Below are 24,843 nucleotides of genomic sequence, written 5' to 3'. Positions count from 1 at the left end.
CACCGTCCGACGCGCCCCGCGGGATCGCGGTCACCGGCGGCTGTGTGCCCGTCCCGTCACCGCCGGGGGCCGCACGGCGGGTGCGTAGCGGTCGTACAGGGCGATCGCCGCGGCGACGACCAGGGCGCCGATGAGCCAGCCCGCCACGACGTCCGAGGCCCAGTGGACGCCCAGCCACACCCGGGTGAGGCCGACGCCGACGACGGACACCACGGCCACGGCGACGGCGGTGCGCCACATGGCAGGGCCCACGGCGCGGAGGCGGAGCAGCCACAGGAGCAGCCCGCACACGACGGTGGCGGTCAGCGCGTGCCCGGACGGGAAGGCCGCGTAGCGCGCGGAGTCCACCGGGTCCGGCCAGACCGGGCGCTCCCGGCCGACCGCCGCCTTCATGGCCTGTTGCAGCAGCGTGCCCACCAGACAGGTCGCCGCGAGCCACAGGGCGAGCCACCACGCCCGCTGCGCGGCGAGCCACAGCACGACGGCCGTGCACAGGGCCCGCATCGTCCACGGGTCCCACACCCAGTCCGTGAGGACGCGGGCGGCGTGGGTGAGGTCCCGGTGGGCCACCGCCCAGCGGTGCGTGGTCCGCGCGATGTCGCCGTCCAGCGTGAGCAGCGGCTGCCACTCGGCCGAGACCAGGACGAGCAGCAGCAGCGAGGGGAGCGCGAGCAGCACCGCCGCGCGGGCGGCACGGGACGGCGGGGGCGGCGTCGGGGGAGGCGCGGAGTCCATGACCCGATCCTGACCGATGCCCCGCGGCGACGCCTAACCGAGCGCGCGCAGCGCCGGGACGAACGCGACCAGGAGCGGGACGACCGGCACGAGCGCGGCCGCGGCGGTCAGCCGCAGCCGGCGCCCCGCGGTGAGCCGGGGGCGGGCGGCGAGCAGCCGGTGCACCCGGGCGGGGACGTGCGCCTGCGGGGTCGGGCAGGGCCCGAACACGCCCCGGTCCTCGTTGAGTTCGACGAGGGCGAGCGCGATGGTCAGGCGCCCGAAGCGGCGCGAGGCCACGTCGTCGGCGGCCAGCTCCACGAGCCGGTGCATCTCGTCGCGGAACGCGGCGAACACCGGTACCTGCGGGAAGCCCGCGGCGAGCGCGCCGGAGCAGTGCAGGAGCCAGTCGTGCCGGGCCTGCGCGTGTCCCTGCTCGTGGGCGAGCACCGCATCGAGCTGACGGCCCTTCAGGCGGCGCAACGCGGCGGTGGTGATGACCAGTTGGGGCGCGGTGCCGGGCAGCCACCAGGCGTCGGGGCGCTCGCCCTCCAGGACGACGAGCCGGTCGGCGCCGGGCTCCTCGCCGGGCAACAGCGGGGCGCGCACGACCAGTTCGGCCCGCCGCCTGGCGCGCCGGGTCCGGGCGCGGGCAATCTCGCGCGTGAGCATCACGGCCGTCCAGACGCCGCCGCAGGCGAGGGCCACCGCCGTCACCGTGGCCCAGGGCGTCGGGCCGAGCGCGTACGCCTCGACGACGCCGTGCGGCGCGGGCGCGAAGAGCTGGCCCCGCACGGCCTGCCAGGCGGCGGCCGCGCTGAAGGTCATCGACAGGGCGCAGCAGAGCAGCACACCCGCCACCACGCACTGCCAGGCCCACAGTGCCACCACCGGTTCGCGCTCCGGCCAGTCCGCTCGCGCGAGCATCCGGGGCGCGACGACGGCGGTCAGCCCGGCAAGGAGCAGCAGCGCGACGGGGACCATCATGGGTCAACCCTATGAGGGGCTTGCCGCATGAGGGTATGGACCTTCGCCGTGAAGTGACGCACGCCACGGCGGAGGCCGGGGGGTCAGGGCCGTCGGCGCGGGGCGGGAGGGGTGCTCGCGGGCAGGGGGCTCACAGGGTCAGGAGCATGGCGATCATGGCCATGCTCATCGCGAGGCGGCACACCAGGGCCAGCTCGGGCCGGTCCGCCCAGCGGACGACCCCGGTCTCCGGGGTGACCACCGCGCCCACCGGGGCGAGCCGCGCGCCCGAGGCGAGCACGTGCGCGGTGAAGTACAGGAGCAGGGCGCCGGTCAGCACCGGGACGCCCGCGTCGCCGTGGCCGCCGCCGGGGGCGGAGAGCATCGCCGCCGACATGTAGACCATCGCGGCGGCACCCACCACGTGGTGGACGTGGTGGACGGAGCGCCGCGTCGTCCAGGCCGCGTGCAGGGCGATGGCGGTGAACACCGTCGCGTAGACGAGCCACGCGCCGCGCGGCGGGGAGAGCGCGGCGGCGGGGACGGCCATCGTCGCCATGCCGAAGCCCATGAGCGCCTCGCCGCCCGCCGTGCGGCGCTGCTCCTCGACGCGGCTGCGCATCCGCAGCACGCAGTAGGCGCCGCTCGCCGCGCAGAGCGCCACGAGCAGCCAGCTCGCCGAACCGGGTCCGTGCACCGGGCACCTCCTCGATCGACGGACGACGTCGATGACGAGTCGATGCCCGGCGCGGGGGCGGCGTACGGGAGCGCACGGGTGTACGGCGGGAGCGCGACGGGGGCGGAAGGGGTGCGGGGCCGGTCGCGGGCCTCCTCGTTTCGGGGCGGGTCTCGGCCGTACTGGTTCGGGGCGGGTCGCTGGTCTCCTCGCTTCGGGCCGGGCCTCGGCCGTACCGGTTCGGGCCGGCCGTCGGCTCGACCGGGCGCGGGCCCGCGGGTCCCGGCCGTGCTCGTTCGGGGCGACCGCAGGCTCAGCCGTACTCGGCCCCGAAGCCGGTCGCGCGCCTATTTATTTTTCAGGTAAAACACTTGCTAACCTTCTTGGCATGAGCAGCACCCCATCTCCCGCCCCCGCCTCGCCCCCGTCCGGGCCTGCGCCGCGCGCGCACCTGCGCCGTCTGCCGCTCGCCGGTGTGCTCCGCCCGGGCAAGCCGTCGGACATCTGGTTCAAGCCCGCGACGAGCGTCTTCGTCGCCATGGCGGTCCCCCAGCTGACGCTGCTCGCCCTCGGCCGCGTCGACCTCGTGATGTACACGATGGCCGGGTCGCTCTGCGCCCTGTACGCACACCAACTGCCGTACGCCGCACGGGCCCGCGCCCTCGCCTGGGTCGTCGCCGGGATGGTCGCGAGCGTGGCGGTCGCCCTGGCCACCGCCGCGCTCGCGCCCGGCGCGGTGGTGCTCGTGGCGGTGGGCGCGCTCCTCGCCGCCGCCCAGAAGGCGCTCTGCGACGCCACCCGCGTCGGCCCGCCCGGCCATCTGATCTTCACCTTCGTCAGCTCCGCGAGCCTGTTCGCGCCGCAGCGCCTCGGCCAGGTGCCCGGCCATCTCGCCCTGACGCTCGGCGCGGGGGCCGTGGCCTGGCTCGTCGGCATGGCACCCGCGCCGCTGCGCCCGCACGGCCCCGAGCGGCGCGCCACCGGCCGGGCCCTGCGCGCCGCCGCCGCGTACGCCGACGCCGTGGCGGGCGACGCGCGCGGGCCCGGCGCCGCGCGGGCCCGTGCCGCCGCTGCCGACGCCGTGCACGCCGCCTGGCAGTCCCTGCGCGCGACCCGCGCGGATGCGACCCGCACCGCGCTGCACCACCTCGTGGCGCGTGCCGAGGAAGCCCTCGCCGCGCCCGCCGCGGGAGATGCCGCGCGGCTGCGCGCCCTGGCTGAGGGGCTGCGCGGCACCGGGGCCGTCCCGGACACCGGCGCCGCGGCCCCGCACCCGCCGCTGGAGCGGGCCGAGGCGGCCGAGGCCGCGCTGCCGCTGTGGCGGCGGCTCGCGCCCGGGTCGCCGTTGCTGCCCATCGCGCTGCGCACCGGCGTCGGCTGCGCCCTGGCCGGGTACGCGGCGCTCGCGCTCGGCGTCGGGCGCCCCTACTGGGCCCTGGTCACCGCCGCGTCCCTGTACCAGGCCAACGTCACCCTGACCTGGAGCCGCGGCGTGCAGCGCGTCGTCGGCAACGTCGTGGGCGTGGTCGCCTTCGCCGCGCTCGTGCCGCTCGCGCACCACGACCACGCCGCGCTGATCGGGTGCGGGCTGCTCTGCGCCTTCGGCGCGGAGGCCCTCATCACCCGCAACTACTGGCTGGGCTGTGTGTGCGTGACGCCGATGGCGCTGCTCGTCACCGAGTTCGGGCGCTTCCAGGACCCCGGCGCGCTGATCGCCGACCGCGTCGTGGACACCCTGCTCGGCGCGCTGCTCGGCCTCGTCGCCGCCGTGGCCGTCACCAACCGGCGGGCCGCCGACCACATCGAGCACGCCCTCGCCGCCACGGACCGCGCCCGCGCCCACGCCGAAAGCGCCCTGTCGGGTCCCGCCCGCGACCTGCACCGGGCCCGGCGCCGGCTGACCGCGAGCCTCGTCGCCCTGCGCGCCGCCCACGACACGGCCGCGGGCGAGTGGTGGCAGCGCGAGCTCCCCGCGCGCCGGGTGGCGGACGCCGAGCGCGCCGGGCACCGTACGCTCGCGGCTACGGTACGTGGTGGACCGCAGGCCGCGGAGGGCGTGCGGCCGTGACACCGGCGGAATGAGCACGAGGAGCGGGGCGCGGGGATGACGAGTGGGTACGGCCGGGCGGGTGCGGGCGACACGGTGGCCGCGGTGGTCCGCCAGTGGCAGCAGGTGCATCCGGGCGTGGACACGGCACCGATGGAGATCATCGGCCGCATCAACCGCTGCGCGGCCCTGCTCCAGCAGGCGGAGGACGCCCCGCTGCGCCGGGCGGGCCTGACCCGCCCGGAGTTCGACCTGCTCGGCGCCCTGCGCCGCACCGGCCACGAGCTGACCCCCGGCGAGCTGGCCCGCGAGACCTTCTCCTCGGGTGCGGCGGTCACCAAGCGCCTCAAGCTGCTCCAGGAGCGCGCCCTGATCGACCGCCGCCCGGACACGCGTGACCGCCGTGTCACGCACGTCCGTCTGACCGACGCGGGCCGCGACCTCGTCGACGCGGTCCTGCCCGACCAGCTGGCGTACGAGACGACGGTGCTCGCGGGCCTGGCGGGCGACGGCCAGGAGCGCCTGGCGGCCCTCCTGGGCGAGCTGCTCGGCCAGCTGGAGGGCCGCCTCGGCGTCCCGCGCGGGTGACCCGGGGCCTGCCCGGAGGGCCGGCGCGCATCGGACCTGCCCTAGGGGCGGTACCGCAGCGGATGGTCCTCCGGCACCTCCACCACCGCGATGCGCACGCCGTCCGGGTCGGCGATCCACATCTCGACGAGGCCCCAGGGCTCCTTGACCGGCGGCCGCAGGATCTCCACGCCGCGCGCGGCCAGCTCCGCGTGCGCGGCGGCCGCGTCCACGACCTGGAGCCACAACTGCACGGCGGGCGAGGCGGGTTCCGCCGAGCGCCCGGAGACCTCCAGGAAGCCGCCGCCGAGGAAGTACACCGTGCCGCGCTCGGGCCCCGTGCCGAACTCGCGGTGGACGGCGAGGCCGAGGTCCGTGCCGTAGAAGGTCCGGGAGCGCTCCGGGTCGCTGGGGCGCAGGAGGATTCTGCTGCTGAGTACGTGCACCATGCGGCCGCACCTTAGTCCCGGGTTACGCTCGGCGGTGCGTGCCGGGGCTCAGGAGTCCGGACGCGCGACGGCACCGCAGCACCAGCAGATCGGAGACCCGCCCCCATGGCAACCGCCCCGCACCCGAGCACGCACGGCGACCTCACCTTCCGCGACGCCACCGAAGCCGACGCCGAGGCGCTGGTCGAACTGATCGAGTCGGCGTACCGAGGCGACGACAGCCGGGCCGGGTGGACCACCGAGGCGGACCTCCTCGAGGGCCGGCGCACCGATCCGCAGGGCGTCGTCGACGTCATCACCGCGCCCGCAGGCAAGCTGCTCGCGGTGGAGCGCGACGGCCGGATCGTGGCCTGCTGCCAGCTCGAACACCGCGGGGACCACGTGTACTTCGGTATGTTCGCCGTCAGCCCGGCGCTCCAGGGCGCGGGCCTGGGCAAGGCGATCATGGCGGAGGCGGAGCGGACCGCGCGGGACACCTGGGGCGCCCGGGAGATGCACATGACCGTGATCTCCGTACGCGAGGAGCTCATCGCCTGGTACGAGCGGCGCGGCTACCGCCGTACGGGAAAGATGAGCCCCTTCCCGTACGGCGACGAGCGCTTCGGCGTCCCGCAGCGCGACGACCTGGAGTTCGAGCTCCTGGTGAAGCAGATCGGCTGAGCCGGGCCCGCCTCGGCGCGGCGACGGCCCCGCGGGGATCCGGTACAGGTCCCGCAGGATGCCTCAGGCGGTGAAACGTCCCGTCCGTTTGATGTCCGGGTAGTCCGTCGTCGCGCCGTCGAGCTGGAGCGCGCGCACCAGGCGCAGATCGTCCTGGGTGTTCACGACCCAGCCGATGATCCGCAGACCGGCCTTGCGCGCGTGCTCGACGACCTCCAGGGTCAGCCGGCGGATGTTCAGCACCAGCGTGGCGGCGCCGACCGCGGTGGCGCGCTCCACCACGTCCACGCCGTAGCGGCTGGCGACGAGCGCGGTGCGCACGCCGGGGACGAGCCGGGAGATCTCGGCGATCGCCTCGTCGTGGAAGGAGAGCACCTCCACCCGGCCGACCAGGTCCCGCGCGTGCATGACGTCGGCGAGGGCGCGCGCCGCCGCCACGTCCTTGATCTCGGCCTGCAGCGGGGCCCGGACGGCGTCCAGGACCTCCTCGAAGACCGGGACGCGCTCGCCCAGGCCCGCGTCGAGCTCGCGCAGCTCGGCGAGGGTCTTCTCGGCGATGGGGCCGCTGCCGTCGGTGGTGCGGCGCACGTCGGCGTCGTGCATGACGACGAGGGCGCCGTCCTTGCTCAGGTGCAGGTCCAGTTCGATGACGTCCAGGCCCGCGGCTTGCGCGGCGACGAAGGATCGCAGGGTGTTCTCGGGTTCGGTGCCCATGACACCGCGATGCCCGATGGTGAGGAAGTTCAAGGTCACTCGCTTCCGTCGACGGCGGCTCGGCTCCGCGCGGTGCGGAGGCAGGGGACCGCGCGGCACGGCCGCAGCCTAATCGCCCGCCTCCACGATCGGATCGTTCCTGCGGGGCGAAGCGGAATCATCCGGTCTGGTGCCCACGATGCCCAGGATGAGTCCGGTGATGACGGCGGCGACCAGAACGGCGCGGGTGCTCAACGGTTCGACGCTCCCTGCGGCGGGGACGGCTGACCCGGCCCGTCCTACCGCCGCGGGCACCGTGATCGCGAGCGGTCTCACCCGTGGGTGGGCGCGTCGGCCGGGGGTTGACCCGCGCGCCTGCGGGTGCGCCGCGCCAGCTCCTGGGCCTGCGCCTCGGCCTTGGCCTCGACGGCGTACGTGTCGACGTACTCCTGGCCCGAGAGCTCCAGGATCGCGTACATGATCTCGTCCGTGGCGGCCCGCAGCGCGGCGCGCTGGTCCTCCATGCCCGCGTACTTGGAGAAGTCGAGCGGCCTGCCGAAGCGCAGGGTGATCGGCACGATGCTCGGCACCCGGCGGCCCGCGGGCTGGGCCTCGAACGTGCCGATCATGGCGCAGGGGATCACGGGCGCGCCGGACCGCAGCGCCATCGCGGCCACGCCCACCCGGCCCTTGTAGAGGCGCCCGTCGTGCGAGCGGGTGCCCTCGGGGAAGATGCCGAGCAGGCCGCCCCGGTCGAGCACGTCGAGCCCGGCCTCGACGGCGGCCTGCCCCGCGCCGTTGCCCGACCGGTCCACGGGGATCGCGCCGATGCCCCGGAAGAACGCGGCGGCGAGGCGTCCGCGCAGGCCCTTGCCCGTGAAGTACTCCTGCTTGGCAAGGAAGTTGATGCGCCGGCGCAGCGTCACGCCCAGCAGGAACTGGTCGCAGAACGACTGGTGGTTCCCCGCCACGATGGCCGCGCCCCGGGCCGGCACGTTGGCCAGCCCCTCGATCCGCGGCCGGAACAGCCACCGCAGCAGCGGTATCAGGACGACACACCTGAACACGGCATAGAACATGGTGCTGATCCCCTCCTCGACTGCCCCCGCGCCCGGGCACGCTAGCCGCCTTTCGAGGCGGGAGGGAGAAGGCGAATCGAGCCAGCGGAAGCGGTGTGGGGAACGCGGCCGAAAAGCGCGGGATTCATGGTGTGCTGAACAATTGGAGGGGTGAAACGTTGGGATTCGTAGTGCCTGTGTACGAGCGCAGGTGTGGCCTCTGAGCTGGCATGACGCCGGTGAGTCGGTGCTCGTCGAGGTGCTCGCCGCGTCACCGTGGCGAGATTGCTTGCGGTGTTCCGAACCGCCCGCATCCGCTTTTCGGTTCGCATTACCGGCGCGTTTTCCGGGGCACGGGCCTTTCGCGTGTGGCCGTACTCGTGGATTTTGCCTGTGAGGCAATGCCGTGCTCTTGCGCGGGCGGCGGCCGCACCCCGTGGCGCGCGGGTCGCCCCGGGGTGAGGGGTGTCCATCCGCCCGGAGCGGGAAACAGTGGGGGGAGGCCGCCGCCACGGCGCCGGACGACAGGAAAAACAGCGGCCCAGTGGAGGGTGGGCAGGATAATTTCCCGGATCCCCTCTTGTAACGGAGAAGCTCGCACACATACGCTGCTCATACGCGAGGTTCTCCCGTGGAGGATGGGACATGACGGAAATTCTTGTGCAGACGGCGGCGGACAGCCCCGGGGCTTCCCGTGACGGGCGAGTGGTGGACCACCCGGCCTGGCCGGTGCTCAAGGGTGCCGTCGAGGAGATCAGGCCCTGGCAGTCCAAGGACGGCTCGATCGACTTCGAGCGCGAGGGCGCGCCGTCCAGGGCGGCGGCCGCACAGGCGGTCGACCGCCTCATAGCCTCGGTCGAGGAGCTGGCCCCGCTGCTCGCCCACGACGCCGCGTACCTCACGGCCCTGGTGGCCGATCTGCGCAAGTGGGTCGAAGGCGGCTTCCAGGTGCCGGACTTCCTCGACTCGCTGCTCGCCTTCCACCCGGCGGCCCGCCGCGAGGACGGCCTCCAGCACCTCGTGCTCTTCCCCATGTACACGCAGAACGGCAATCCGGACCGCAACTTCGAAGCGGTCGTGCTGCGCATGGTGTGGCCCGAGTGGCTCGCCGAGCTGGAGCGCACGCGCTACGACAACCCGCTGTTCTGCGGCATCACCTTCGAGGACTTCACGGCCGGTTACGACACCAACTCGGCGGTGCTCTTCCCCGAGACGATCGCCGTGCGCGAGGCCCCCGAGCGCTTCACCTGGGGCGGCATCTTCTGCGACCGCGAGGCCGCCCGCTTCCGCCGGGTCACCGAGGCCGCCGTGGACATCCTCGGCATCGAGCTGCCGGACGACATCCGCGCCATGGTCTCCGACCAGGCCCGCTGCCAGGAGGCGTTCGTCCTGTGGGACATGGTCCACGACCGCACCCACAGCCACGGCGACCTGCCCTTCGACCCCTTCATGATCAAGCAGCGGCAGCCGTTCTGGATGTACGGCCTCGAGGAGCTGCGGTGCGACCTCACCGCCTTCAAGGAGGCCGTGAAGCTGGAGGCCGAGGGCGTGCCCCAGGCCCGTGACGTGCAGTACGCCGTGCTCTTCGACCGGATGTTCCGCTTCCCGGTCACCGGCGACCGCGTGCGCAACTACGACGGCGTCGGCGGCCAGCTGCTCTTCGCGTACCTGCACAAGCACGACGTCGTCCGCTGGACCGACAACAAGCTGAAGATCGACTGGGACCGTGCCCCGCAGCTGACCAACCAGCTCTGCGCGGAGATCGAGAAGCTCTACCGCGACGGCATCGACCGGCCCAAGCTCGTCCACTGGCTGGCCGGCTACCAGCTGGTTTCCTCCTATCTGGCCCCGCACCCCGGCTCGCGCTGGGCCAAGGGCCCCGAGGCCCTGGACACGTCGCTGCCGCCGCGCAAACTGGTCGACGACGTGCTTCCCGACGAATTTCCACTCAGCATGTTCTATGAGGCGCTCTCCAAGAAGCTCAAGCACGTGATCGCCTCCACCAAGGGGATCACTGCGGAGTCCGGCGCCGAGACGGTTGCCGCGTGAGCGGCCGCAGCAAGGAGGCGAGGGCCATGTCCGCACTCGACGGAGCCGTGATCGCGGTGGCGGGGGCCGCAGGGCCCGCGGGGCGGGCGACCCTGCTGCGCCTGGCGGAGGCGGGGGCGACCGTGGTCGCGTCCGACGCCGACGCCTCGCGCCTGGCGGAGGCCGTGGACGCGGCGCGCTACGCGCACGGCGGCGCCACGGTCACCGGCGACACGGTCGACCTGCTCGACCTGGACGCCGCCCGCGCCTGGGCCGACCGCACGGAGAAGGAGTACGGCCGGATCGACGGCCTGGTGCACCTCGTCGGCGGCTGGCGCGGCAGCTCCTCCTTCGCCGACACCGACCTCGGCGACTGGGACGTCCTCGAAGACCTCCTGATCCGCACGGTGCAGCACACGTCGCTCGCCTTCCAGGGCGGCCTCCAGCGCGGCGGCAACGGCCGCTACCTGCTGATCAGCGCCGCGGGTGCCAGCAAGCCGACCGCCGGGAACGCGGCGTACTCGGCGGCGAAGGCGGCCGCCGAGGCCTGGACCCTCGCGCTCGGCGACGCCTTCCGCAAGGAGGGGGGCGAGGACGGCCCGCGGGCCGCGGCTGCCATCCTGATCGTCAAGGCGCTGGTGCACGACGCGATGCGCGCGGAGCGCCCCAACGCGAAGTTCGCGGGCTTCACGGACGTCAAGGAGCTGGCCGAGGCCATCGCCGGCGTCTGGGAGCGCCCCACATCGGAAGTGAACGGGAAACGTCTGTGGCTGACCGAGAAGCCGTGAACCCTCCGAAGACCGATGCCAAGCGGCATCACGACCCCGCCGTCCGCGGTTTCGCGAGCGACAACTACGCGGGCGCGCACCCGGAGGTCATGGCGGCCCTCGCCCTGGCCAACGGCGGCCACCAGGTCGCCTACGGCGAGGACGAGTACACCGACCACCTCCAGCAGGTCATCCGCGGCCACTTCGGCGCGAGCGCCGAGGCGTTCCCGGTCTTCAACGGCACCGGCGCCAACGTCGTCGCCCTCCAGGCGGTCACCGACCGCTGGGGCGCGGTGATCTGCGCGGAGAGCGCGCACATCAACGTGGACGAGGGCGGCGCCCCCGAGCGCATGGGCGGTCTGAAGCTGCTCACCGTGCCGACGCCCGACGGCAAGCTCACCCCCGAGCTGATCGACCGGCAGGCGTTCGGCTGGGACGACGAGCACCGCGCGATGCCGCAGGTGGTCTCGCTCGCGCAGAACACCGAGCTGGGCACCCTGTACACGGTGGACGAGATACGCGCGATCGTCGAGCACGCCCACGGACTCGGCATGCTGGTGCACGTCGACGGCGCCCGCCTGGCCAACGCGGCCGCCGCCCTCGACGTGCCGATGCGCACGTTCACGAACGCCGTCGGCGTCGACATCCTCACGCTGGGCGGCACCAAGAACGGCGCGCTGTTCGGTGAGGCCGTCGTCGTCCTCAACCGCGACGCGGTGCGCCACATGAAGCACCTGCGCAAGCTCTCCATGCAGCTCGCCTCCAAGATGCGCTTCGTCTCGGTGCAGTTCGAGGCGCTGCTCACCAAGGACCTGTGGCTGCGCAACGCCCGGCACGCCAACGAGATGGCGCAGCGCCTGGCCGAGGGCGTCCGCGCGGTGCACGGCGTGGAGATCCTCTACCCCGTGCAGGCCAACGCCGTCTTCGCGCGGCTGCCGCACGACGTCAGCGAGCGCCTGCAGAAGCGGTTCCGCTTCTACTTCTGGGACGAGGCCGCGGGCGACGTCCGCTGGATGTGCTCCTTCGACACCACGGAGGACGACGTCGACGCCTTCGTGGCGGCGCTGAAGGAGGAGATGGCGCGCTAGTCGCGCCCGGACCTGCCGCGGGCGCGCCGGCCGTGCCCGTCCCGCATAGGCTCCCATCTCGCATAGGTATGCGGCCGATCGAAACGTCATTGACTCTCGATCGGCCGCTTTCCTATGCTCGCGGCTCATGGAGCTGATCCAGGAGAACCCAGATCTGTCCGCCTATCTCGCGGCGGACGAGGCCATCGACCATAGGCACCCCCTGGTCCGGGAGACCGCGGCGCGCCTGGCCGAGGGCGCCGACGACTCATACGTATACGCGCGGGCGGCCTATGAATTCGTCCGCGACACCATCCCGCACTCCGCGGACGCCGGGGACCCGCGCGTGACGTGGCGCGCCTCCGACGTCCTGGAGCGGCGGACCGGCATCTGCCACGCCAAGGCGCACGCCCTCGTCGCGCTGCTGCGCGCCGAGGACATCCCCACCGCCCTGTGCTACCAGCGGCTCCTCCATGACGACGGCAGCGCCTTCGCGCTGCACGGTCTCGTCGCCGTGCGCTTCGACGGGTCCTGGCACCGCCAGGACCCGCGCGGCAACAAGCCCGGCGTGGACGCGCGGTTCTCCCTCGGGGGCGAGCGGCTGGCCTTCCCCGTGGACGCCACCGCCGGGGAGGTCGACTACCCGACGCTGCACGCCGAGCCGAACCCGGTGCTGCTGGACATCCTCAAGGCGGCCCCGGACCGGCCCTGGCTCTGGGAGAGGCTGCCGGAGGAACTCCCCGTGGCGCAAGGCTGAAACATCGGATGTGGTGAGGGGGTGCCTGCCGCAAGCACCGCGTGAAAGGGGCCTGTGAGGCGGCGAGTTGGAAAGTCATCGGACCTATTCCTGTCGGATCGCTTGACGCGGCACGGCGTGGACCCGATGCTGCGTACGCCAACTCACCCTGACCGCACCGCTGTTGGAGAGGCCCACGCCATGACTCCCCTCTCACGGCGCGCCTTCGTCGCAGGCGCCTCCGGAGCACTCGTCGCGGCGGGCTCGCCCGTCGCCTGGGCCGCGTCCGCGGCGGCGCCCCGCGCGGACGCGCACGGCGCGCTCCTGCGGGACGCCGCCATGGTGTGGAAGCGGCTCCCGCGCGGCTGGCAGGAGGGGCCGTTCCTCGGCAACGGCTTCCTCGCCGCGCACGTGTACGCGCAGCCCGGCGAGGGCAACGCCCTGCGCTTCATGGTCAACCACGCGCACGTACAGGACCAGCGCGGCCAGTGGGAGGCCGCGATCGGCTACTCCCGGCTCGGCGTCGGCTTCCTGACGCTCACCTTCGCCGGGACCGTCACCGGCGTCGACTGGCGCCTGGACCTGGACGACGCCGAGCTGGCGGGCACCGTCACCACCACCCGCGGCAGCGTCGCCTTCTCCGCCCTGATCCTCAGCCACGAGGACGTCCTGCTGGTCTCGACGGAGCCGAGCGCGGGCGAGGAGGCCACGTCCTGGGGGTTCACCGCGCTGCCCTCGCGCACCACCCGCACCGTCCGGGTCCCGCCCGAGTACACCGCCAACCCGGACCCCGCCACCGGCCCCGGCCACGTCGAACAGCCCCTGCACGCGGGCGGCGGCTACACCACGGCCTGGCGCGAGCGCCGCTCCGGCACCGGCCGCCTCCTCGCGGCCACCATCGCGTACGGACACCCGGACTCCACCGGCCGGGAGCGGGCGCTGCGCGCGGTCGAGAAGGCGCTCGACGGTTCGGCCGAGGCGGCCGTGGCCCGCCACCGCGGCTGGTGGCACGCCTTTTACCGGCGCAGCTTCGTGTCCGTGCCCGACAAGAAGCTGCAGCGCTTCTACTGGATCCAGCTGTACAAACTGGCGTGCGCGACCCGCGCGGGCGGGCCCGTCACCCCGGTCTTCGGCCCGTGGTTCCCGGAGACGGGCAACAACTGGACGAGCATCTGGTGGAACACCAACGTCCAGGTGACCTATCCCCTCGCCGACGCCTCCAACCACCGCGAACTCGACGCCGTCACAGCGACGTTCGCCCACGACCACGCCAACCTGGAGACCAACATCCGCCCGGAGCTGCGCGACGGCGACACCTACGCGCTGTGCCACCCCGGCGACTGGCGGCTGCGCTCCGGGCCGCGCTACGTCGGCGTGCCCGGCGTGAGCCCCAACGACCACACGGGCAACCTCATCTGGGCCCTGCACAACGCCTGGGTCACCTACCGCCACCACATGGACGACGACGCCCTGCGGCACGTCATCCGCCCGGTCCTCGCCAAGGCGGTCCGCTACTACGCGCGGCACCTCACCGAGGGCTCCGACGGCAGGCTGCACCTGCCCGAGACCCGCTCGCCCGAGTACGCCAACGCCGCCGACTGCACCTACGACCTGTCGCTGCTGCGGTGGGGCGTCACGGCCCTGCTCGACTCCGTGCGGCGACTGCGCCTGCGGGACCCGGACGAGAAGCGGTGGCGCGACATCCGCGACCGCCTCGTCCCGTACCACCGCGACCAGAACGGCGTCATGATCGGCGCCGGGGTCCCGCTCGCCGAGTCCCACCGCCACTTCTCCCACCTGCTGTGGCTCCACCCGCTCCAGGAGGGCCTCGACCGGCGCAGCTTCGACCACTGGGCCGGGCGGCAGGACCGCTGGCACGGCTACAGCTACGCGGCGGCCGCCTCCATGGAGACGCTGTTCGGACAGGCGGAGCGGGCCCTGCGGCACCTGCGGTTCTTCGTGGACGGCAACGTCACCGACAACTGCGCGCTGACGCCCAACACCATGTACCGCGAGGGCTCCAACTTCGCCCTGGAGAGCCCCATCGCCGCGGGCCGGTCCCTGCTCGACATGCTGACGCAGAGCCATGGGGGAGTGGTCAAGGTCTTCCCCGCCGTCTCCGACACCTGGCGTGACGCGAGCCTCCAGCGGATCCGCACGCAGGGCGCGTTCCTCGTCGACGCTTCGCGGCGCGCCGGGCGCACGGAGTGGATCCGGGTGCACAGCGAGGCCGGGGAGCCGCTGCGGCTGCGGCACGGCATCGCCGGGGAGATCGACGTGCGCGACGAGCGGGGCCGTGACCTGCCCTTCCGGGGCGGCGACGTGATCAGTGTCCCGCTGCGGCGCGGACAGTCGGCGCTGGTCACCCCGAAGGGCGCCCGCCCGGCACCGGGCCCGCGCGACGTGCCGGGCAACGCGACGGAACCGGCCTGGGGGCTGCCGTAGACCTGCCACGGACCTGCCGCACGCCCGCTGTCGTGCGGCACGGATCCGCCCTGCGCCTGCCGCGGAGCGAAAGTACAGTGAAATGAACTAGTGAGTTCGTTATGCTGTACTTCCGCTGATGACGTCCGCGACCCAAGGCAGATCATGACGCTCACGCTCACCGTGTCCGACGAGGTGCGGGCGCTCGCGCCCGGCTTCACCCACATCGCCGTCGAGGCGTACGACCTCGTGAACGGCCCCAGCTCCGACGGCACGTCGGCCCTCCTCGACGACGCGGCGCGGCGCCTGACCGCGCGCCTCGACGGCCGCGCCCCGCACGAGGACCCGCACATGGCGGACTGGCGCGGGGCCTACACGGACTTCGGCGCCAAGCCCTCGCGCACAAGGAACTCCGCCGAGGCCCTGGCCAAGAGGGCCCTCACCGACGCGGGGCTGCCGCGCATCAACACGCTGGTCGACGTCTACAACGCGATCAGCGTGGCGCACCTGATCCCCGTCGGCGGCGAGGACCTGGACCACATCAAGGGCGCCATGCGGCTCGTCCGCGCCACCGGGGACGAGGACTTCGTCACCATGGCCGGGGGCGAGCGGACCGTCGAGCACCCCGACGCGGGCGAGGTCGTCTGGCGTGACGACGAGGGCGTGACCTGCCGTCGCTGGAACTGGCGGCAGGGCCCCCGCACCCGCCTCACCGAGCAGACCGTCAGCGCGGTCTTCCTGCTCGAAGGCATGGGCCCGCACGCGGGCCTCGACGCGGCGGCCGCGGAGCTCGTCGAGCTCCTGGAGAAGTTCAGCCCCGGCGCGCGGATCGTCGTCCACGAGCGGACGGGCCTGCCGCTCCACTGAGGTTGCGGCGGGCCGTCCGCCGCGGCCTCAGTGCGCCTCGGCGGCGCGGACCTGGGCCGGGGTCGGGGCCGTGCCGCCCAGGTGGGCGGGGAGCCACCAGGTGTCGTCGGGGCCCTTGGGGCGGCCGGGGTAGGCGCGCTGCGCGGCCTCCAGCAGCTCCTGGCAGCGCTCGCGCAGGCGCCGCGTGATCGCACCCGCGTACTGCTCCTTCGGCGCCTCCACGCCCTCGCCGACCCGGATCGTCACGGGCAGGTGCTGGCGCTTGAAGTTGCGCGGGTGGCCCTTCGTCCAGACCCGCTGCGTGCCCCACACCGCCATGGGGATCAGCGGGACCCCCGCTTCCTGGGCCAGGCGCGCGGCACCCGTCTTGAACGACTTCAGGGTGAACGACTGCGAGATCGTCGCCTCGGGGAAGACGCCGATGATTTCCCCGGAGCGCAGCGAGTCCAGGGCGTGGGCATACGCCTGGTCGCCCTGCTTGCGGTCCACGGGAATGTGCTTCATTCCGCGCATCAGCGGACCGGAGATCTTGTGGCGGAACACCGACTCCTTCGCCATGAAACGCACCAGGCGCTTCTGCGGCAGCGCCGCCAGGCCGTTGAAGACGAAGTCGAGATAGCTGATGTGATTGCTGACGAGGACCGCGCCACCCGTGCGCGGAATGTTCTCGGAACCCTTGCAGTCGATCTTCAGGTCCAGTGCCTTGAAGAAGGTCTTGGCGACGCCGACGACCGGTCGGTACACGAGTTCTGCCATGGGTGGGGAGGCCCTTCATCTCTGCCAGAGGAGGGGGACCTTTGGCAGGTAACCAAGTTACGGATCCGTAGGTATACGGCTCCGCAGATCGTGCCCCAAGAACGAGCGACTGGCCAGCGCTAGTGCCCGTAGTGCGGGAGATTCTCGTCACGTCGGAATCTTTGAGGACGCGCGCGTGCTGAAGGGAATGAGGTATGTGCGCCCCCGGCCGGGGGCCGGACAGCGCCCGGGCGGGCGACGGAGAAGGGTGGGAGGCGCGGGTGACAGCGGCGCGCGGACGCGAGAGCGCACGGCGGCTGGAGGCGGGGGACCTGGGCGGACCGCTCGGTGAGCGGGCCACGCTCGTGCAGTTCTCCAGCGCCTTCTGCCAGCCCTGCCGGGCGACCCGCAGGGTCCTGGCCGACGTCGCCGCCATGGTGCCCGGCGTCGCGCACGTGGAGATCGACGCCGAGGGCGCCCTGGAGCTCGTCCGGGAGCTGCGCATCGACAAGACGCCCACGGTGCTCGTCCTCGACCGCGGCGGCCGCGAGGTGCGGCGCGCGGCGGGACAGCCGCGCAAGGCCGACGTCATCGCCGCCCTCGGAGCGGCCGTATGAGGCGGGGGCCGCGGTCCCGGAAGGGAGGACCCGTGCTCCGGCCCGTGTTCCTGAGTGATCTTTACCGCGCCCGCAGGGCCTTGACTGCACCGGCCATCTATCGACAGCCTGCTGCCATGCCACCGGAGCTCCTTCTCTACGAGCGCGTCCATGTGGACCTCGCCCGTCATGCCAGTGCGCGCTGTTGGTCCTGCTGAGCAGCCACGGACCCGCTCGTACCTCCTGCAGAAGGACAACTCCATGACGGCTTCGCCCGACCTCGACATCCCTCAGCTCGCCGCGCCCGACCTGCTGCGCTCCGTCTTCCGGCGGCACGCGGCCGGGGTCGCGGTGATCACCGCGCGGGGCGCAGGCCCCGTCGGCTTCACCGCCACCTCGCTCACCTCGGTGTCCGCCGAGCCGCCCATGATCTCGTTCGGCATCGGCACCGGCGCCTCCAGCTGGCCCGCCATGTCCCGGGCCGAGTACGTCGGCGTCCACGTCCTCGGCGAGCACCAGGAAGAGCTCGCCGCGACGTTCGCGCGCAGCGGTGCCGACCGCTTCGGCGCGCCCACGCGCTGGTTCGAGGGGCCCCACGGCGTGCCCGTCCTCGACGGCGTCCTCGCCTGGCTGGTGTGCCGCGTCGTGGCGCGGGTGCCCGCGGGCGACCACCGGCTCGTGCTCGCGGAGGCGGTCGTCGGCGACCCCGCGGGGGCGGGCCGCCCGCTGCTGTACCACCAGGGGCGCTTCAACGCGCTGCGTGACTGAGAGTTCCCGATGACGCGGGGTGCGCGTGATTACGGAGCGTTGCGAAGGTCACAGTTCAAAGCGCTTGCTCAGCGGGAAAGCAGTGGGTGTACTCATGAGTAATATTCCGGTTGGAGCGGGGCCGCCCCGACCGGGATCCGCCGCTTGAGGCGCCTATGCTGCCTGCAAGAAGGCAGTGGCCCAGCCAAGGCAGCAGCCCAGTAATGACGATGCAGTAGGAGAGCCGGCGTGAGCTTGAGGATCGTTGTCTGTGTGAAGTACGTGCCCGACGCCACCGGCGATCGGCACTTCGCCGAGGACCTGACCGTCGACCGTGACGACGTGGACGGCCTCCTCTCGGAGCTCGACGAGTACGCGGTCGAGCAGGCCCTGCAGATCAAGGAGGCGGCGGACGACGAGGCCGAGATCACGGTCCTGACCGTCGGCCCCGAGGACGCCAAGGACGCGCTGCGCAAGGCCCTGTCGATGGGCGCCGACAAGGCCGTCCACGTCGAGGACGACGACCTGCACGGCACGGACGTGATGGGCACCTCGCTGGTCCTCGCCAAGGCCGTCGAGAAGACGGGCTACGACCTCGTCATCGCCGGTATGGCCTCGACGGACGGCACCATGGGCGTGCTCCCCGCGATCCTCGCCGAGCGCCTGGGCGTCCCGCAGGTCACGCTGCTCTCCGAGGTCTCCGTGGCGGACGGCGTCGTCAAGGGCCGCCGTGACGGCGACATCGCCTCCGAGCAGCTGGAGGCCTCCCTGCCGGCCGTCGTGTCCGTCACGGACCAGTCGGGCGAGGCCCGTTACCCCTCGTTCAAGGGCATCATGGCGGCCAAGAAGAAGCCGGTGGAGTCCCTGGACCTGGACGACCTGGACATCGACGCGGAAGAGGTCGGTCTCGAGGGCGCCTGGACCAAGGTCGAATCCGCCGCCGAGCGTCCCGCGCGCACCGCGGGCACGATCGTCAAGGACGAGGGCGAGGGCGGCAAGCAGCTCGCCGAGTTCCTCGCGGGCCAGAAGTTCATCTGAGCTTCAGTCACTCCCTCAACCGCCCCAACTTCTTCGCAACCGCAGGAGATTGAAGTCCCATGGCTGAAGTTCTCGTCTACGTCGACCACGTCGACGGAGCCGTCCGCAAGCCCACCCTGGAGCTGCTGACGCTCGCCCGCCGTCTCGGCGAGCCCGTCGCCGTCGCTCTCGGCGCGGGCGCCGAGGCCACCGCCGCCACGCTCGCGGAGCACGGCGCGGTCAAGGTCCTCACCGCCGACGCCCCCGAGTTCGCCGACTACCTCGTCGTGCCGAAGGTGGACGCGCTGCAGGCCGCGTACGACGCCGTGTCCCCGGTCGCCGTGCTCGTCCCGTCGTCCGCCGAGGGCAAGGAGATCGCGGCCCGCCTCGCGGTCCGCATCGAGTCCGGCATCATCACCGACGCCATCGACCTGGAGGCCGGCGACGAGGGCCCGGTGGCCACGCAGTCCGTGTTCGCGGCCGCGTTCACCACCAAGTCCCGCATCTCCAAGGGCACCCCGGTCATCACCGTGAAGCCGAACTCGGCGCCGGTCGAGGCCGCCCCGGCCGCGGGCGCCGTCGAGGCCCTGGCCGTGTCGTTCTCCGCCCAGGCCACCGGCACCAAGGTCACCGCGCGCACGCCGCGCGAGTCGACCGGCCGCCCCGAGCTCACCGAGGCCGCGATCGTGGTCTCCGGCGGCCGCGGTGTCAACGGCGCCGAGAACTTCGCGATCATCGAGGCGCTCGCCGACTCGCTCGGTGCCGCCGTCGGCGCCTCGCGCGCCGCCGTCGACGCCGGCTGGTACCCGCACTCCAACCAGGTCGGCCAGACCGGCAAGTCCGTGTCGCCGCAGCTGTACATCGCCTCCGGCATCTCCGGCGCGATCCAGCACCGCGCGGGCATGCAGACGTCGAAGACCATCGTGGCCGTCAACAAGGACGCCGAGGCCCCGATCTTCGACCTCGTCGACTACGGCGTGGTCGGCGACCTCTTCGAGGTCGTCCCGCAGCTCACCGAAGAGGTCAAGGCCCGCAAGGGCTGAGCCGTTCGACGCTCACGAGGCCCCTGGTTCCGCCGCGCGCGGGGCCGGGGGCCTCGCGCGTCACAGCGTCAGGCTCGCCTGCACCGGCAGGTGGTCGCTCGGGAACTGTCCGTCCAGGGAGAAGACGTTGATGGCCGCCGCGTGCACGCGCGCGGCCGGAGTCGCCAGGATCCAGTCGATGCGGTCGCCGTCCGGCACGAGCGGCTTGTAGCCGTGGAAGGTCGCGTACTGCTTGCCGCGTTCGTCGGCCGCGTCCCAGGTGTCGACGAGCCCCGCCTTGAGCAGCGTCTCGTACACCGGGTTCTTGTGGGCCGCGACGTTGAAGTCGCCGGTGACGACCTTCGGCACGGTGCGGTCGAGGGCGGAGAGGCGGTCGGAGATCAGATGCGCGGCCCGCGTGCGCGCGTACTGGCTGTGGTTGTCCAGATGGGTGTTGAGGAAGTAGAACTCGCGCTCCGTGCGCCGGTCGTGGAAGCGGACCCAGGTGACCATGCGGACGGAACCGCCGCCCCAGGTGTTGGAGCCGATCACCTCCGGGGTGTCGGAGAGCCAGAAGTGTTCGTACGCGACGGGCGTCAGCCTGCGCGTGTCGTAGTAGACGGTCATGAACTCGTCGCGGCTGCCGCCCGCGCGGCCCGTGCCGATCCAGGCGTAGTGCGGCCCCAGGTCCTCGGCGATGTCCTGCACCTGCTGGTAGAGGCCCTCCTGGGTGCCGATGACGTGGGGCCGCGCCCGGTGCAGGAGCTCGCGGGTCACCGGGCGGCGCTCCGGCCACGCGTTCGGCGGCGTGGGGCTCGCGTAGCGCAGGTTGAAGGTCATGACCTCCAGGCGGCGGCCCGGGCGCTCGGCGGCGTGCGCGGGCGTGGCGGCGAGCGCCGTGGCGAGCAGCGGGACCGTGACGGCCGTCGCGGTGGCCACGGCCGTACGCAGGCCGGAGCGGCGGGTCACGGGTGTGTCGGTCGGCACGCGTTCTCCTTCGGTCGGTCGCGGTGCGGCGCTGTCGGGCTCCGAGCGGGCCCCGGCCGTGCGGAAGGGGCCCATCGGAGTGTGGAAGCGCCATCTGAGACAGGCGTGAACACCCGGGGTCCGGTACACGAGAAGGTGTTGACCAGTGGGAAGGTACACGGATAACTTCGCCATACGGATTCCTAATTCCGTGAAGCGGAAGATTTGATGGTCGGTTCACCGGCGTCCCCGCCATGGAACACCGTGAGCACGGAACGCCGCACCATGAATGTGGAGGGTGCACGGATGGGTCAGCAGGAAAAGGTGGCGACGAGTCTCGCGGGCGCCGTCAGCGAGCGGGTCAGCGCCTCGCTCACGCCGGTGGACGAGGAGCTGGAGCGCCGCTACCCCGGTGACCCCGGCACCCGCCAGCCCGTCCACACCGTGTACGTGCCCGGCGAGCTGTTCGCCGCCGACACCATCCGCTCCTGGGGCGACCGGGCGCTCGCCGCGCTCGACGAGCACGCGCCGGACGCCGCCTCCTTCGCCGCCGTCCTCGGCCTCGCCGACGACCTCGCCGAGCCGGTCTACGCACGTGTGCGGGCCAAGCTGGAGCGCGAGCCCATCGAAGACCTGCGCGTCGACTTCGAGGACGGCTACGGCGGACGCACGGACGCCGACGAGGACACCGACGCGGCGCGCGCGGCCCGGCTGATCGCCGAGACGTACGCGCCCGGCGCCGCCGGGCACACGGCCCCCTACCTGGGCATCCGCATGAAGTGCATGGAGGCCGCCGTGCGGGACCGCGGCATCCGCACCCTCGACGTCTTCCTGACCGGCCTCATGGAGGCGGGCGGCCTGCCCGACGGGCTCGTCCTGACGCTGCCGAAGGTGACGTATCCGCAGCAGGTCACCGCGATGGTGCGGCTCCTGGAGGAGTTCGAGAAGGCGCGCGGCCTCGCCCCCGGCCGGATCGGCTTCGAGATCCAGATCGAGACCAGCCAGTCGATCCTCGCCGCCGACGGCACCGCGACCGTCGCCCGCATGATCGACGCCGCCGAGGGCCGCGCCACCGGCCTGCACTACGGCACCTTCGACTACAGCGCCTGCCTCGGCGTGTCCGCCGCGTACCAGGCGAGCGACCACCCGGCCGCCGACCACGCCAAGGCGATCATGCAGGTCGCGGCCGCGGGCACGGGCGTGCGCGTCTCCGACGGCTCCACCAACGTCCTGCCGGTCGGCCCCACGGCGAAGGTCCACGACGCCTGGCGCCTGCACTACGGCCTCACCCGGCGCGCCCTGGCCCGCGCCTACTACCAGGGCTGGGACATGCACCCCGGCCACATCCCCACCCGCTACGCCGCCGTGTTCGCCTTCTACCGCGAGGGCTTCGAGCAGGCCGCCGCCCGCCTCGCCGCGTACGCCAACCGGACCGCGGGCGACATCGCGGACGAGCCCGCCACCGCCAAGGCCCTCGCCGGGTATCTGCTCCGCGGCCTGGACTGCGGCGCGCTCGACACCGCCGAGGTCACCCGGCTCACCGGGCTCACCCCGGCCGGGCTCCAGACGTACGCGGGGCCGCGCCGGGGCGACCTGACGCCCTCGGCCGAGTAGCGCCCCGCCGCGCTCAGTCCGCGGGCGCCAGCTCCCCCGAGCCCCGGGTGATCAGGCGCGTCGGCAGCTCCACCCGCTCCGGCGGACCCGACGCGCCGTCCAGCTGGCGGAAGAGGCGCTCCGCCGCCGTGCGGCCGAGCTGGGCCGCGTCCTGGGCGACCACCGTGACCCCCGGCCGGAGCAGGTCGGCCAGCTCGATGTCGTCGAAGCCGACCAGGGCCACGGGGCGGGGGAGCCCCGCGAGGACGCGTACGACGGTGACCGTCACGCGGTTGTTGCCCGCGAAGATCGCGGTGACGGGAGCCGGGCCCGCCAGCATCGTCTCGGCGGCGCGGGCGACGCGCTCGGGGTGCGTGAGGCCGAGGGACACCCAGGACTCGTCGACGTCGATGCCCGCGTCCGCCATGGCCGTGCGGTAGCCCCGCAGGCGCTCTATGGCGGTGTGGATGCGCGGCTGGTCGCCGATGAAGCCGATGCGGCGGTGGCCGTGCGCGATCAGGTGCGCGACGCCGTCCCGCGCGCCGCCGAAGCTGTCGGAGAGCACCACGTCCGCGTCGATCCGCCCCGGCGGCCGGTCCACGAACACCGTGGCGACGCCCGCGGCGATCTCCGGCTCCAGATAGCGATGGTCGTCGCCCGCGGGGATCACCACGAGACCGTCGACGCGCCGCGCGCACAGGGCGAGCACCAACTCCTGCTCGCGGTCCGGGTCCTCGGCGCTCGAACCGTTGATGAGCAGCGCTCCGTGCGCCCGCGCCACCTCTTCGACCGCGCGGCTCAGCGGGCCGTAGAACGGGTCGGCCAGGTCCTCCAGGACGAGGCCGATGCTGGCCGTGCGGCCCTTGCGCAGCACCCGCGCGCTGTCGTTGCGCCGGAAGCCGAGGGCGTCGATGGCCTCCTGGACGCGCCGCTCGGTGTCGGGCGTGACCCCCGGCTCGCCGTTCACGACGCGGGAGACCGTCTTGAGGCCCACGCCCGCGCGGGCGGCGACGTCCTTCATGGTCGGCCGGTTGCCGTAGCGGCTCCTGGGGTCCGCGGGGTCCGAACTGCCGTCGGTGCGGCGGTGGGAGACGGGGGTGCGGGCGGTCTCTGCCACGGTGCGCTGTCCTGTCTGTCGTCCACTACGGTGCTGTGCTGCGCGGGTCGCGGACCCAGTCTGCGTAACGGAGGCCGGTTCGCGTGCGGAAGTTCAGGTTTCCACTGTGTACGGGGCTCATGTGACGTCCACTATGTATACGGGGGGTTGGATGTCCGGTGTTTACCCGGGGGTGGCGTCATGCGCTGCCGAGGCGGGGGCCGCGGTTCCGGCGGTGGGCGCAAGGGCCCGCCGTGTGGCATCGAGCATAGAACCTGGACAACGTTGTCAGAAGCACGAGAGACTGTCCCCCCGCACTCTCCGGCCTGCCCTTTCACCAGGAGATCTGACAGTGATGCCCACGCACCTCGTCGCCGCACTAGACATCGGCGGCACCAAGATCGCCGGAGCCCTGGTGGACGGCCGCGGCCGGATCCTGCTGCGCACCCAGCGGCCGACGCCCGCGCGCGAGGACGGCGACACCGTGATGCGGGCGGTCCAGGACGTGCTCGGCGAGCTCGCGGCCGGGGAGCCGTGGGCCCGGGTGCGCGCCGTCGGCATCGGCAGCGCGGGCCCCGTCGACGCGTCGGCGGGCACGGTCAGTCCCGTCAACGTGCCCGGCTGGCGCGGCTACCCCCTGGTGGAGCGGGTGCGCGCCGCCACCGACGGCCTGCCGGTGGAGCTGGTGGGCGACGGCGTGGCCATGACGGCCGCCGAGCACTGGCAAGGTGCCGCCCGGGGCCACGACAACGCCCTGTGCATGGTGGTCTCCACCGGTGTCGGCGGCGGCCTGATCCTGGGCGGCTCGCTGCATCCAGGACCCACCGGCAACGCGGGCCACATCGGCCACATCTGCGTCGACCTGGACGGCGACCCGTGTCCCTGCGGCGCCCGCGGCTGCGTCGAACGCATAGCGAGCGGCCCCAACATCGCCCGGCGCGCCCTGGAGGCGGGCTGGCGGCCGGGCCCGGACGGCGACACCTCGGCGGCAGCCGTGGCGCTCGCGGCCCGTGCGGGCGACCCGGTCGCCACGGCCTCCTTCGACCGGGCCGCGCAGGCGCTCGCGGCCGGCATCGCCGCCACCGCCACGCTCGTCGAGATCGACATCGCGGTGATCGGCGGAGGAGTGGCGATGGCGGGCGACGTCCTGTTCGCGCCGCTGCGCCGCGCCCTGCGGGACTACGCCGCGCTGTCCTTCGTACGCCAACTGACGGTCGCCCCGGCCCTGATGGGCACGGACGCGGGTCTGGTGGGCGCGGCGGCGGCCGCGCTGCGGGCCTTCCCCGACCCGGCGGCGCCGCGGCTGCGGTCGGCTGTCAACGGCTGAGCGGACCGGAGGCCCGCTCGCGCGG

At 73.2% G+C, this 24,843-nt stretch carries 25 protein-coding genes; 15 read left to right on the top strand and 10 right to left on the bottom strand.

The window, feature by feature from the left end:
- Positions 1 to 30: 30 nt before the first annotated feature.
- From AC5WAM_RS04695 to AC5WAM_RS04685, 3 genes are all read right to left on the bottom strand, one after another.
- Positions 31 to 735 (bottom strand): phosphatase PAP2 family protein, encoded by a 705-nt coding sequence (locus AC5WAM_RS04695; protein ID WP_495521672.1) that lies wholly within the window; start codon positions 733 to 735, stop codon positions 31 to 33.
- Positions 736 to 768: 33 nt separating this feature from the next.
- Entirely contained in the window at positions 769 to 1,701 is a 933-nt protein-coding gene (locus AC5WAM_RS04690) for a M56 family metallopeptidase (RefSeq protein WP_138964063.1), read from the bottom strand.
- A gap of 130 nt (positions 1,702 to 1,831) precedes the next feature.
- Positions 1,832 to 2,377, bottom strand: a complete 546-nt coding sequence (locus AC5WAM_RS04685) for a DUF5134 domain-containing protein (protein ID WP_366792096.1) — start codon at positions 2,375 to 2,377, stop codon at positions 1,832 to 1,834.
- 367 nt (positions 2,378 to 2,744) lie between these two features.
- On the opposite strand from AC5WAM_RS04685, the gene AC5WAM_RS04680 reads away from it, so the two are divergent.
- Together AC5WAM_RS04680 and AC5WAM_RS04675 are read left to right on the top strand one after the other, a co-directional pair.
- Positions 2,745 to 4,424, top strand: a complete 1,680-nt coding sequence (locus AC5WAM_RS04680) for an FUSC family protein (protein ID WP_495521671.1) — start codon at positions 2,745 to 2,747, stop codon at positions 4,422 to 4,424.
- Positions 4,425 to 4,460: 36 nt separating this feature from the next.
- Positions 4,461 to 4,991 (top strand): MarR family winged helix-turn-helix transcriptional regulator, encoded by a 531-nt coding sequence (locus tag AC5WAM_RS04675; RefSeq protein ID WP_495521670.1) that lies wholly within the window; start codon positions 4,461 to 4,463, stop codon positions 4,989 to 4,991.
- A 41-nt stretch (positions 4,992 to 5,032) separates the two neighbouring features.
- Here the strand turns inward: AC5WAM_RS04675 and AC5WAM_RS04670 are convergent, their stop codons facing one another.
- Positions 5,033 to 5,419, bottom strand: a complete 387-nt coding sequence (locus tag AC5WAM_RS04670) for a VOC family protein (protein ID WP_495521669.1) — start codon at positions 5,417 to 5,419, stop codon at positions 5,033 to 5,035.
- 105 nt (positions 5,420 to 5,524) lie between these two features.
- Between AC5WAM_RS04670 and AC5WAM_RS04665 the strand changes: the two genes are divergently transcribed.
- Positions 5,525 to 6,079, top strand: coding sequence for a GNAT family N-acetyltransferase (locus AC5WAM_RS04665; protein ID WP_366792092.1), 555 nt, complete (start codon positions 5,525 to 5,527; stop codon positions 6,077 to 6,079).
- 63 nt (positions 6,080 to 6,142) lie between these two features.
- Here AC5WAM_RS04665 and AC5WAM_RS04660 read toward each other — a convergent pair whose 3' ends face one another.
- From AC5WAM_RS04660 to AC5WAM_RS04650, 3 genes are all read right to left on the bottom strand, one after another.
- Positions 6,143 to 6,826, bottom strand: coding sequence for a glycerophosphodiester phosphodiesterase (locus AC5WAM_RS04660; protein ID WP_366792145.1), 684 nt, complete (start codon positions 6,824 to 6,826; stop codon positions 6,143 to 6,145).
- Positions 6,827 to 6,901: 75 nt separating this feature from the next.
- Complete coding sequence (locus AC5WAM_RS04655) at positions 6,902 to 7,027, bottom strand: hypothetical protein (RefSeq protein ID WP_269078112.1); 126 nt, start codon at positions 7,025 to 7,027, stop codon at positions 6,902 to 6,904.
- Between the two features lie 77 nt (positions 7,028 to 7,104).
- A complete protein-coding gene (locus AC5WAM_RS04650; RefSeq protein WP_366792091.1) occupies positions 7,105 to 7,851 on the bottom strand; it encodes a lysophospholipid acyltransferase family protein in 747 nt (248 codons plus the stop codon).
- A gap of 624 nt (positions 7,852 to 8,475) precedes the next feature.
- Between AC5WAM_RS04650 and AC5WAM_RS04645 the strand changes: the two genes are divergently transcribed.
- From AC5WAM_RS04645 to AC5WAM_RS04620, 6 genes are all read left to right on the top strand, one after another.
- Positions 8,476 to 9,879 carry a DUF6421 family protein gene (locus AC5WAM_RS04645; RefSeq protein WP_366792090.1) on the top strand — a complete coding sequence of 468 codons (1,404 nt, stop codon included), beginning with the start codon at positions 8,476 to 8,478 and terminating at the stop codon, positions 9,877 to 9,879.
- 26 nt (positions 9,880 to 9,905) lie between these two features.
- Positions 9,906 to 10,646, top strand: coding sequence for an SDR family NAD(P)-dependent oxidoreductase (locus AC5WAM_RS04640; protein ID WP_366792089.1), 741 nt, complete (start codon positions 9,906 to 9,908; stop codon positions 10,644 to 10,646).
- On the top strand, positions 10,643 to 11,713 hold the full coding sequence (locus AC5WAM_RS04635) for a threonine aldolase family protein (protein WP_366792088.1): 1,071 nt from the start codon (positions 10,643 to 10,645) through the stop codon (positions 11,711 to 11,713). Before AC5WAM_RS04640 ends, AC5WAM_RS04635 begins: the two co-directional genes overlap by 4 nt.
- Before the next feature lie 127 nt (positions 11,714 to 11,840).
- Positions 11,841 to 12,449 (top strand): transglutaminase-like domain-containing protein, encoded by a 609-nt coding sequence (locus tag AC5WAM_RS04630; RefSeq protein ID WP_495521668.1) that lies wholly within the window; start codon positions 11,841 to 11,843, stop codon positions 12,447 to 12,449.
- Between the two features lie 180 nt (positions 12,450 to 12,629).
- Complete coding sequence (locus tag AC5WAM_RS04625; RefSeq protein ID WP_495521667.1) at positions 12,630 to 14,873, top strand: glycosyl hydrolase family 95 catalytic domain-containing protein; 2,244 nt, start codon at positions 12,630 to 12,632, stop codon at positions 14,871 to 14,873.
- 144 nt (positions 14,874 to 15,017) lie between these two features.
- Entirely contained in the window at positions 15,018 to 15,719 is a 702-nt protein-coding gene (locus AC5WAM_RS04620) for a B3/B4 domain-containing protein (RefSeq protein WP_366792085.1), read from the top strand.
- 27 nt (positions 15,720 to 15,746) lie between these two features.
- On the opposite strand, the gene AC5WAM_RS04615 is transcribed toward AC5WAM_RS04620, so the two are convergent.
- The gene (locus tag AC5WAM_RS04615) at positions 15,747 to 16,475 is read right to left on the bottom strand and encodes a lysophospholipid acyltransferase family protein (protein ID WP_366792084.1); all 729 of its coding nucleotides are present in this window, start codon (positions 16,473 to 16,475) and stop codon (positions 15,747 to 15,749) included.
- Between the two features lie 260 nt (positions 16,476 to 16,735).
- Here AC5WAM_RS04615 and AC5WAM_RS04610 point away from each other — a divergent pair, with 260 nt between their 5' ends.
- The 4 genes from AC5WAM_RS04610 (at position 16,736) to AC5WAM_RS04595 (ending at position 19,857) form a co-directional block, all read left to right on the top strand.
- Positions 16,736 to 17,071 carry a thioredoxin family protein gene (locus AC5WAM_RS04610; protein WP_366792083.1) on the top strand — a complete coding sequence of 112 codons (336 nt, stop codon included), beginning with the start codon at positions 16,736 to 16,738 and terminating at the stop codon, positions 17,069 to 17,071.
- A 240-nt stretch (positions 17,072 to 17,311) separates the two neighbouring features.
- Positions 17,312 to 17,818, top strand: a complete 507-nt coding sequence (locus AC5WAM_RS04605) for a flavin reductase family protein (RefSeq protein ID WP_495521666.1) — start codon at positions 17,312 to 17,314, stop codon at positions 17,816 to 17,818.
- Between the two features lie 228 nt (positions 17,819 to 18,046).
- Complete coding sequence (locus AC5WAM_RS04600; RefSeq protein WP_495521665.1) at positions 18,047 to 18,835, top strand: electron transfer flavoprotein subunit beta/FixA family protein; 789 nt, start codon at positions 18,047 to 18,049, stop codon at positions 18,833 to 18,835.
- Positions 18,836 to 18,894: 59 nt separating this feature from the next.
- Positions 18,895 to 19,857, top strand: coding sequence for an electron transfer flavoprotein subunit alpha/FixB family protein (locus AC5WAM_RS04595; RefSeq protein ID WP_366792080.1), 963 nt, complete (start codon positions 18,895 to 18,897; stop codon positions 19,855 to 19,857).
- A 60-nt stretch (positions 19,858 to 19,917) separates the two neighbouring features.
- Here the strand turns inward: AC5WAM_RS04595 and AC5WAM_RS04590 are convergent, their stop codons facing one another.
- The gene (locus tag AC5WAM_RS04590) at positions 19,918 to 20,823 is read right to left on the bottom strand and encodes an endonuclease/exonuclease/phosphatase family protein (RefSeq protein WP_366792079.1); all 906 of its coding nucleotides are present in this window, start codon (positions 20,821 to 20,823) and stop codon (positions 19,918 to 19,920) included.
- A 285-nt stretch (positions 20,824 to 21,108) separates the two neighbouring features.
- Between AC5WAM_RS04590 and AC5WAM_RS04585 the strand changes: the two genes are divergently transcribed.
- Positions 21,109 to 22,416 (top strand): DUF6986 family protein, encoded by a 1,308-nt coding sequence (locus tag AC5WAM_RS04585; RefSeq protein ID WP_495521664.1) that lies wholly within the window; start codon positions 21,109 to 21,111, stop codon positions 22,414 to 22,416.
- 13 nt (positions 22,417 to 22,429) lie between these two features.
- On the opposite strand, the gene AC5WAM_RS04580 is transcribed toward AC5WAM_RS04585, so the two are convergent.
- A complete protein-coding gene (locus AC5WAM_RS04580) occupies positions 22,430 to 23,416 on the bottom strand; it encodes a LacI family DNA-binding transcriptional regulator (protein ID WP_216677027.1) in 987 nt (328 codons plus the stop codon).
- Between the two features lie 430 nt (positions 23,417 to 23,846).
- Here AC5WAM_RS04580 and AC5WAM_RS04575 point away from each other — a divergent pair, with 430 nt between their 5' ends.
- Positions 23,847 to 24,818 carry an ROK family protein gene (locus AC5WAM_RS04575; RefSeq protein WP_366792077.1) on the top strand — a complete coding sequence of 324 codons (972 nt, stop codon included), beginning with the start codon at positions 23,847 to 23,849 and terminating at the stop codon, positions 24,816 to 24,818.
- The last annotated feature ends 25 nt before the right edge of the window (positions 24,819 to 24,843 follow it).

The organism is Streptomyces sp. JLYT201, assembly GCF_059448825.1.
This window is presented reverse-complemented; position numbering and strand designations above follow the sequence as displayed.

Bases quoted from the DNA above. Each gene is read 5' to 3' on its own strand.
- AC5WAM_RS04625 (WP_495521667.1), top strand. From the start codon at position 12,630: ATGACTCCCCTCTCACGGCGCGCCTTCGTCGCAGGCGCCTCCGGAGCA.
- AC5WAM_RS04675 (WP_495521670.1), top strand. From the start codon at position 4,461: ATGACGAGTGGGTACGGCCGGGCGGGTGCGGGCGACACGGTGGCCGCG.
- AC5WAM_RS04695 (WP_495521672.1), bottom strand. From the start codon at position 735: ATGGACTCCGCGCCTCCCCCGACGCCGCCCCCGCCGTCCCGTGCCGCC.
- AC5WAM_RS04585 (WP_495521664.1), top strand. From the start codon at position 21,109: ATGGGTCAGCAGGAAAAGGTGGCGACGAGTCTCGCGGGCGCCGTCAGC.
- AC5WAM_RS04670 (WP_495521669.1), bottom strand. From the start codon at position 5,419: ATGGTGCACGTACTCAGCAGCAGAATCCTCCTGCGCCCCAGCGACCCG.
- AC5WAM_RS04640 (WP_366792089.1), top strand. From the start codon at position 9,906: ATGTCCGCACTCGACGGAGCCGTGATCGCGGTGGCGGGGGCCGCAGGG.
- AC5WAM_RS04665 (WP_366792092.1), top strand. From the start codon at position 5,525: ATGGCAACCGCCCCGCACCCGAGCACGCACGGCGACCTCACCTTCCGC.
- AC5WAM_RS04630 (WP_495521668.1), top strand. From the start codon at position 11,841: ATGGAGCTGATCCAGGAGAACCCAGATCTGTCCGCCTATCTCGCGGCG.
- AC5WAM_RS04595 (WP_366792080.1), top strand. From the start codon at position 18,895: ATGGCTGAAGTTCTCGTCTACGTCGACCACGTCGACGGAGCCGTCCGC.
- AC5WAM_RS04580 (WP_216677027.1), bottom strand. From the start codon at position 23,416: ATGAAGGACGTCGCCGCCCGCGCGGGCGTGGGCCTCAAGACGGTCTCC.
- AC5WAM_RS04620 (WP_366792085.1), top strand. From the start codon at position 15,018: ATGACGCTCACGCTCACCGTGTCCGACGAGGTGCGGGCGCTCGCGCCC.
- AC5WAM_RS04615 (WP_366792084.1), bottom strand. From the start codon at position 16,475: ATGGCAGAACTCGTGTACCGACCGGTCGTCGGCGTCGCCAAGACCTTC.
- AC5WAM_RS04650 (WP_366792091.1), bottom strand. From the start codon at position 7,851: ATGTTCTATGCCGTGTTCAGGTGTGTCGTCCTGATACCGCTGCTGCGG.
- AC5WAM_RS04680 (WP_495521671.1), top strand. From the start codon at position 2,745: ATGAGCAGCACCCCATCTCCCGCCCCCGCCTCGCCCCCGTCCGGGCCT.
- AC5WAM_RS04645 (WP_366792090.1), top strand. From the start codon at position 8,476: ATGACGGAAATTCTTGTGCAGACGGCGGCGGACAGCCCCGGGGCTTCC.
- AC5WAM_RS04690 (WP_138964063.1), bottom strand. From the start codon at position 1,701: ATGATGGTCCCCGTCGCGCTGCTGCTCCTTGCCGGGCTGACCGCCGTC.
- AC5WAM_RS04605 (WP_495521666.1), top strand. From the start codon at position 17,312: ATGACGGCTTCGCCCGACCTCGACATCCCTCAGCTCGCCGCGCCCGAC.
- AC5WAM_RS04575 (WP_366792077.1), top strand. From the start codon at position 23,847: ATGCCCACGCACCTCGTCGCCGCACTAGACATCGGCGGCACCAAGATC.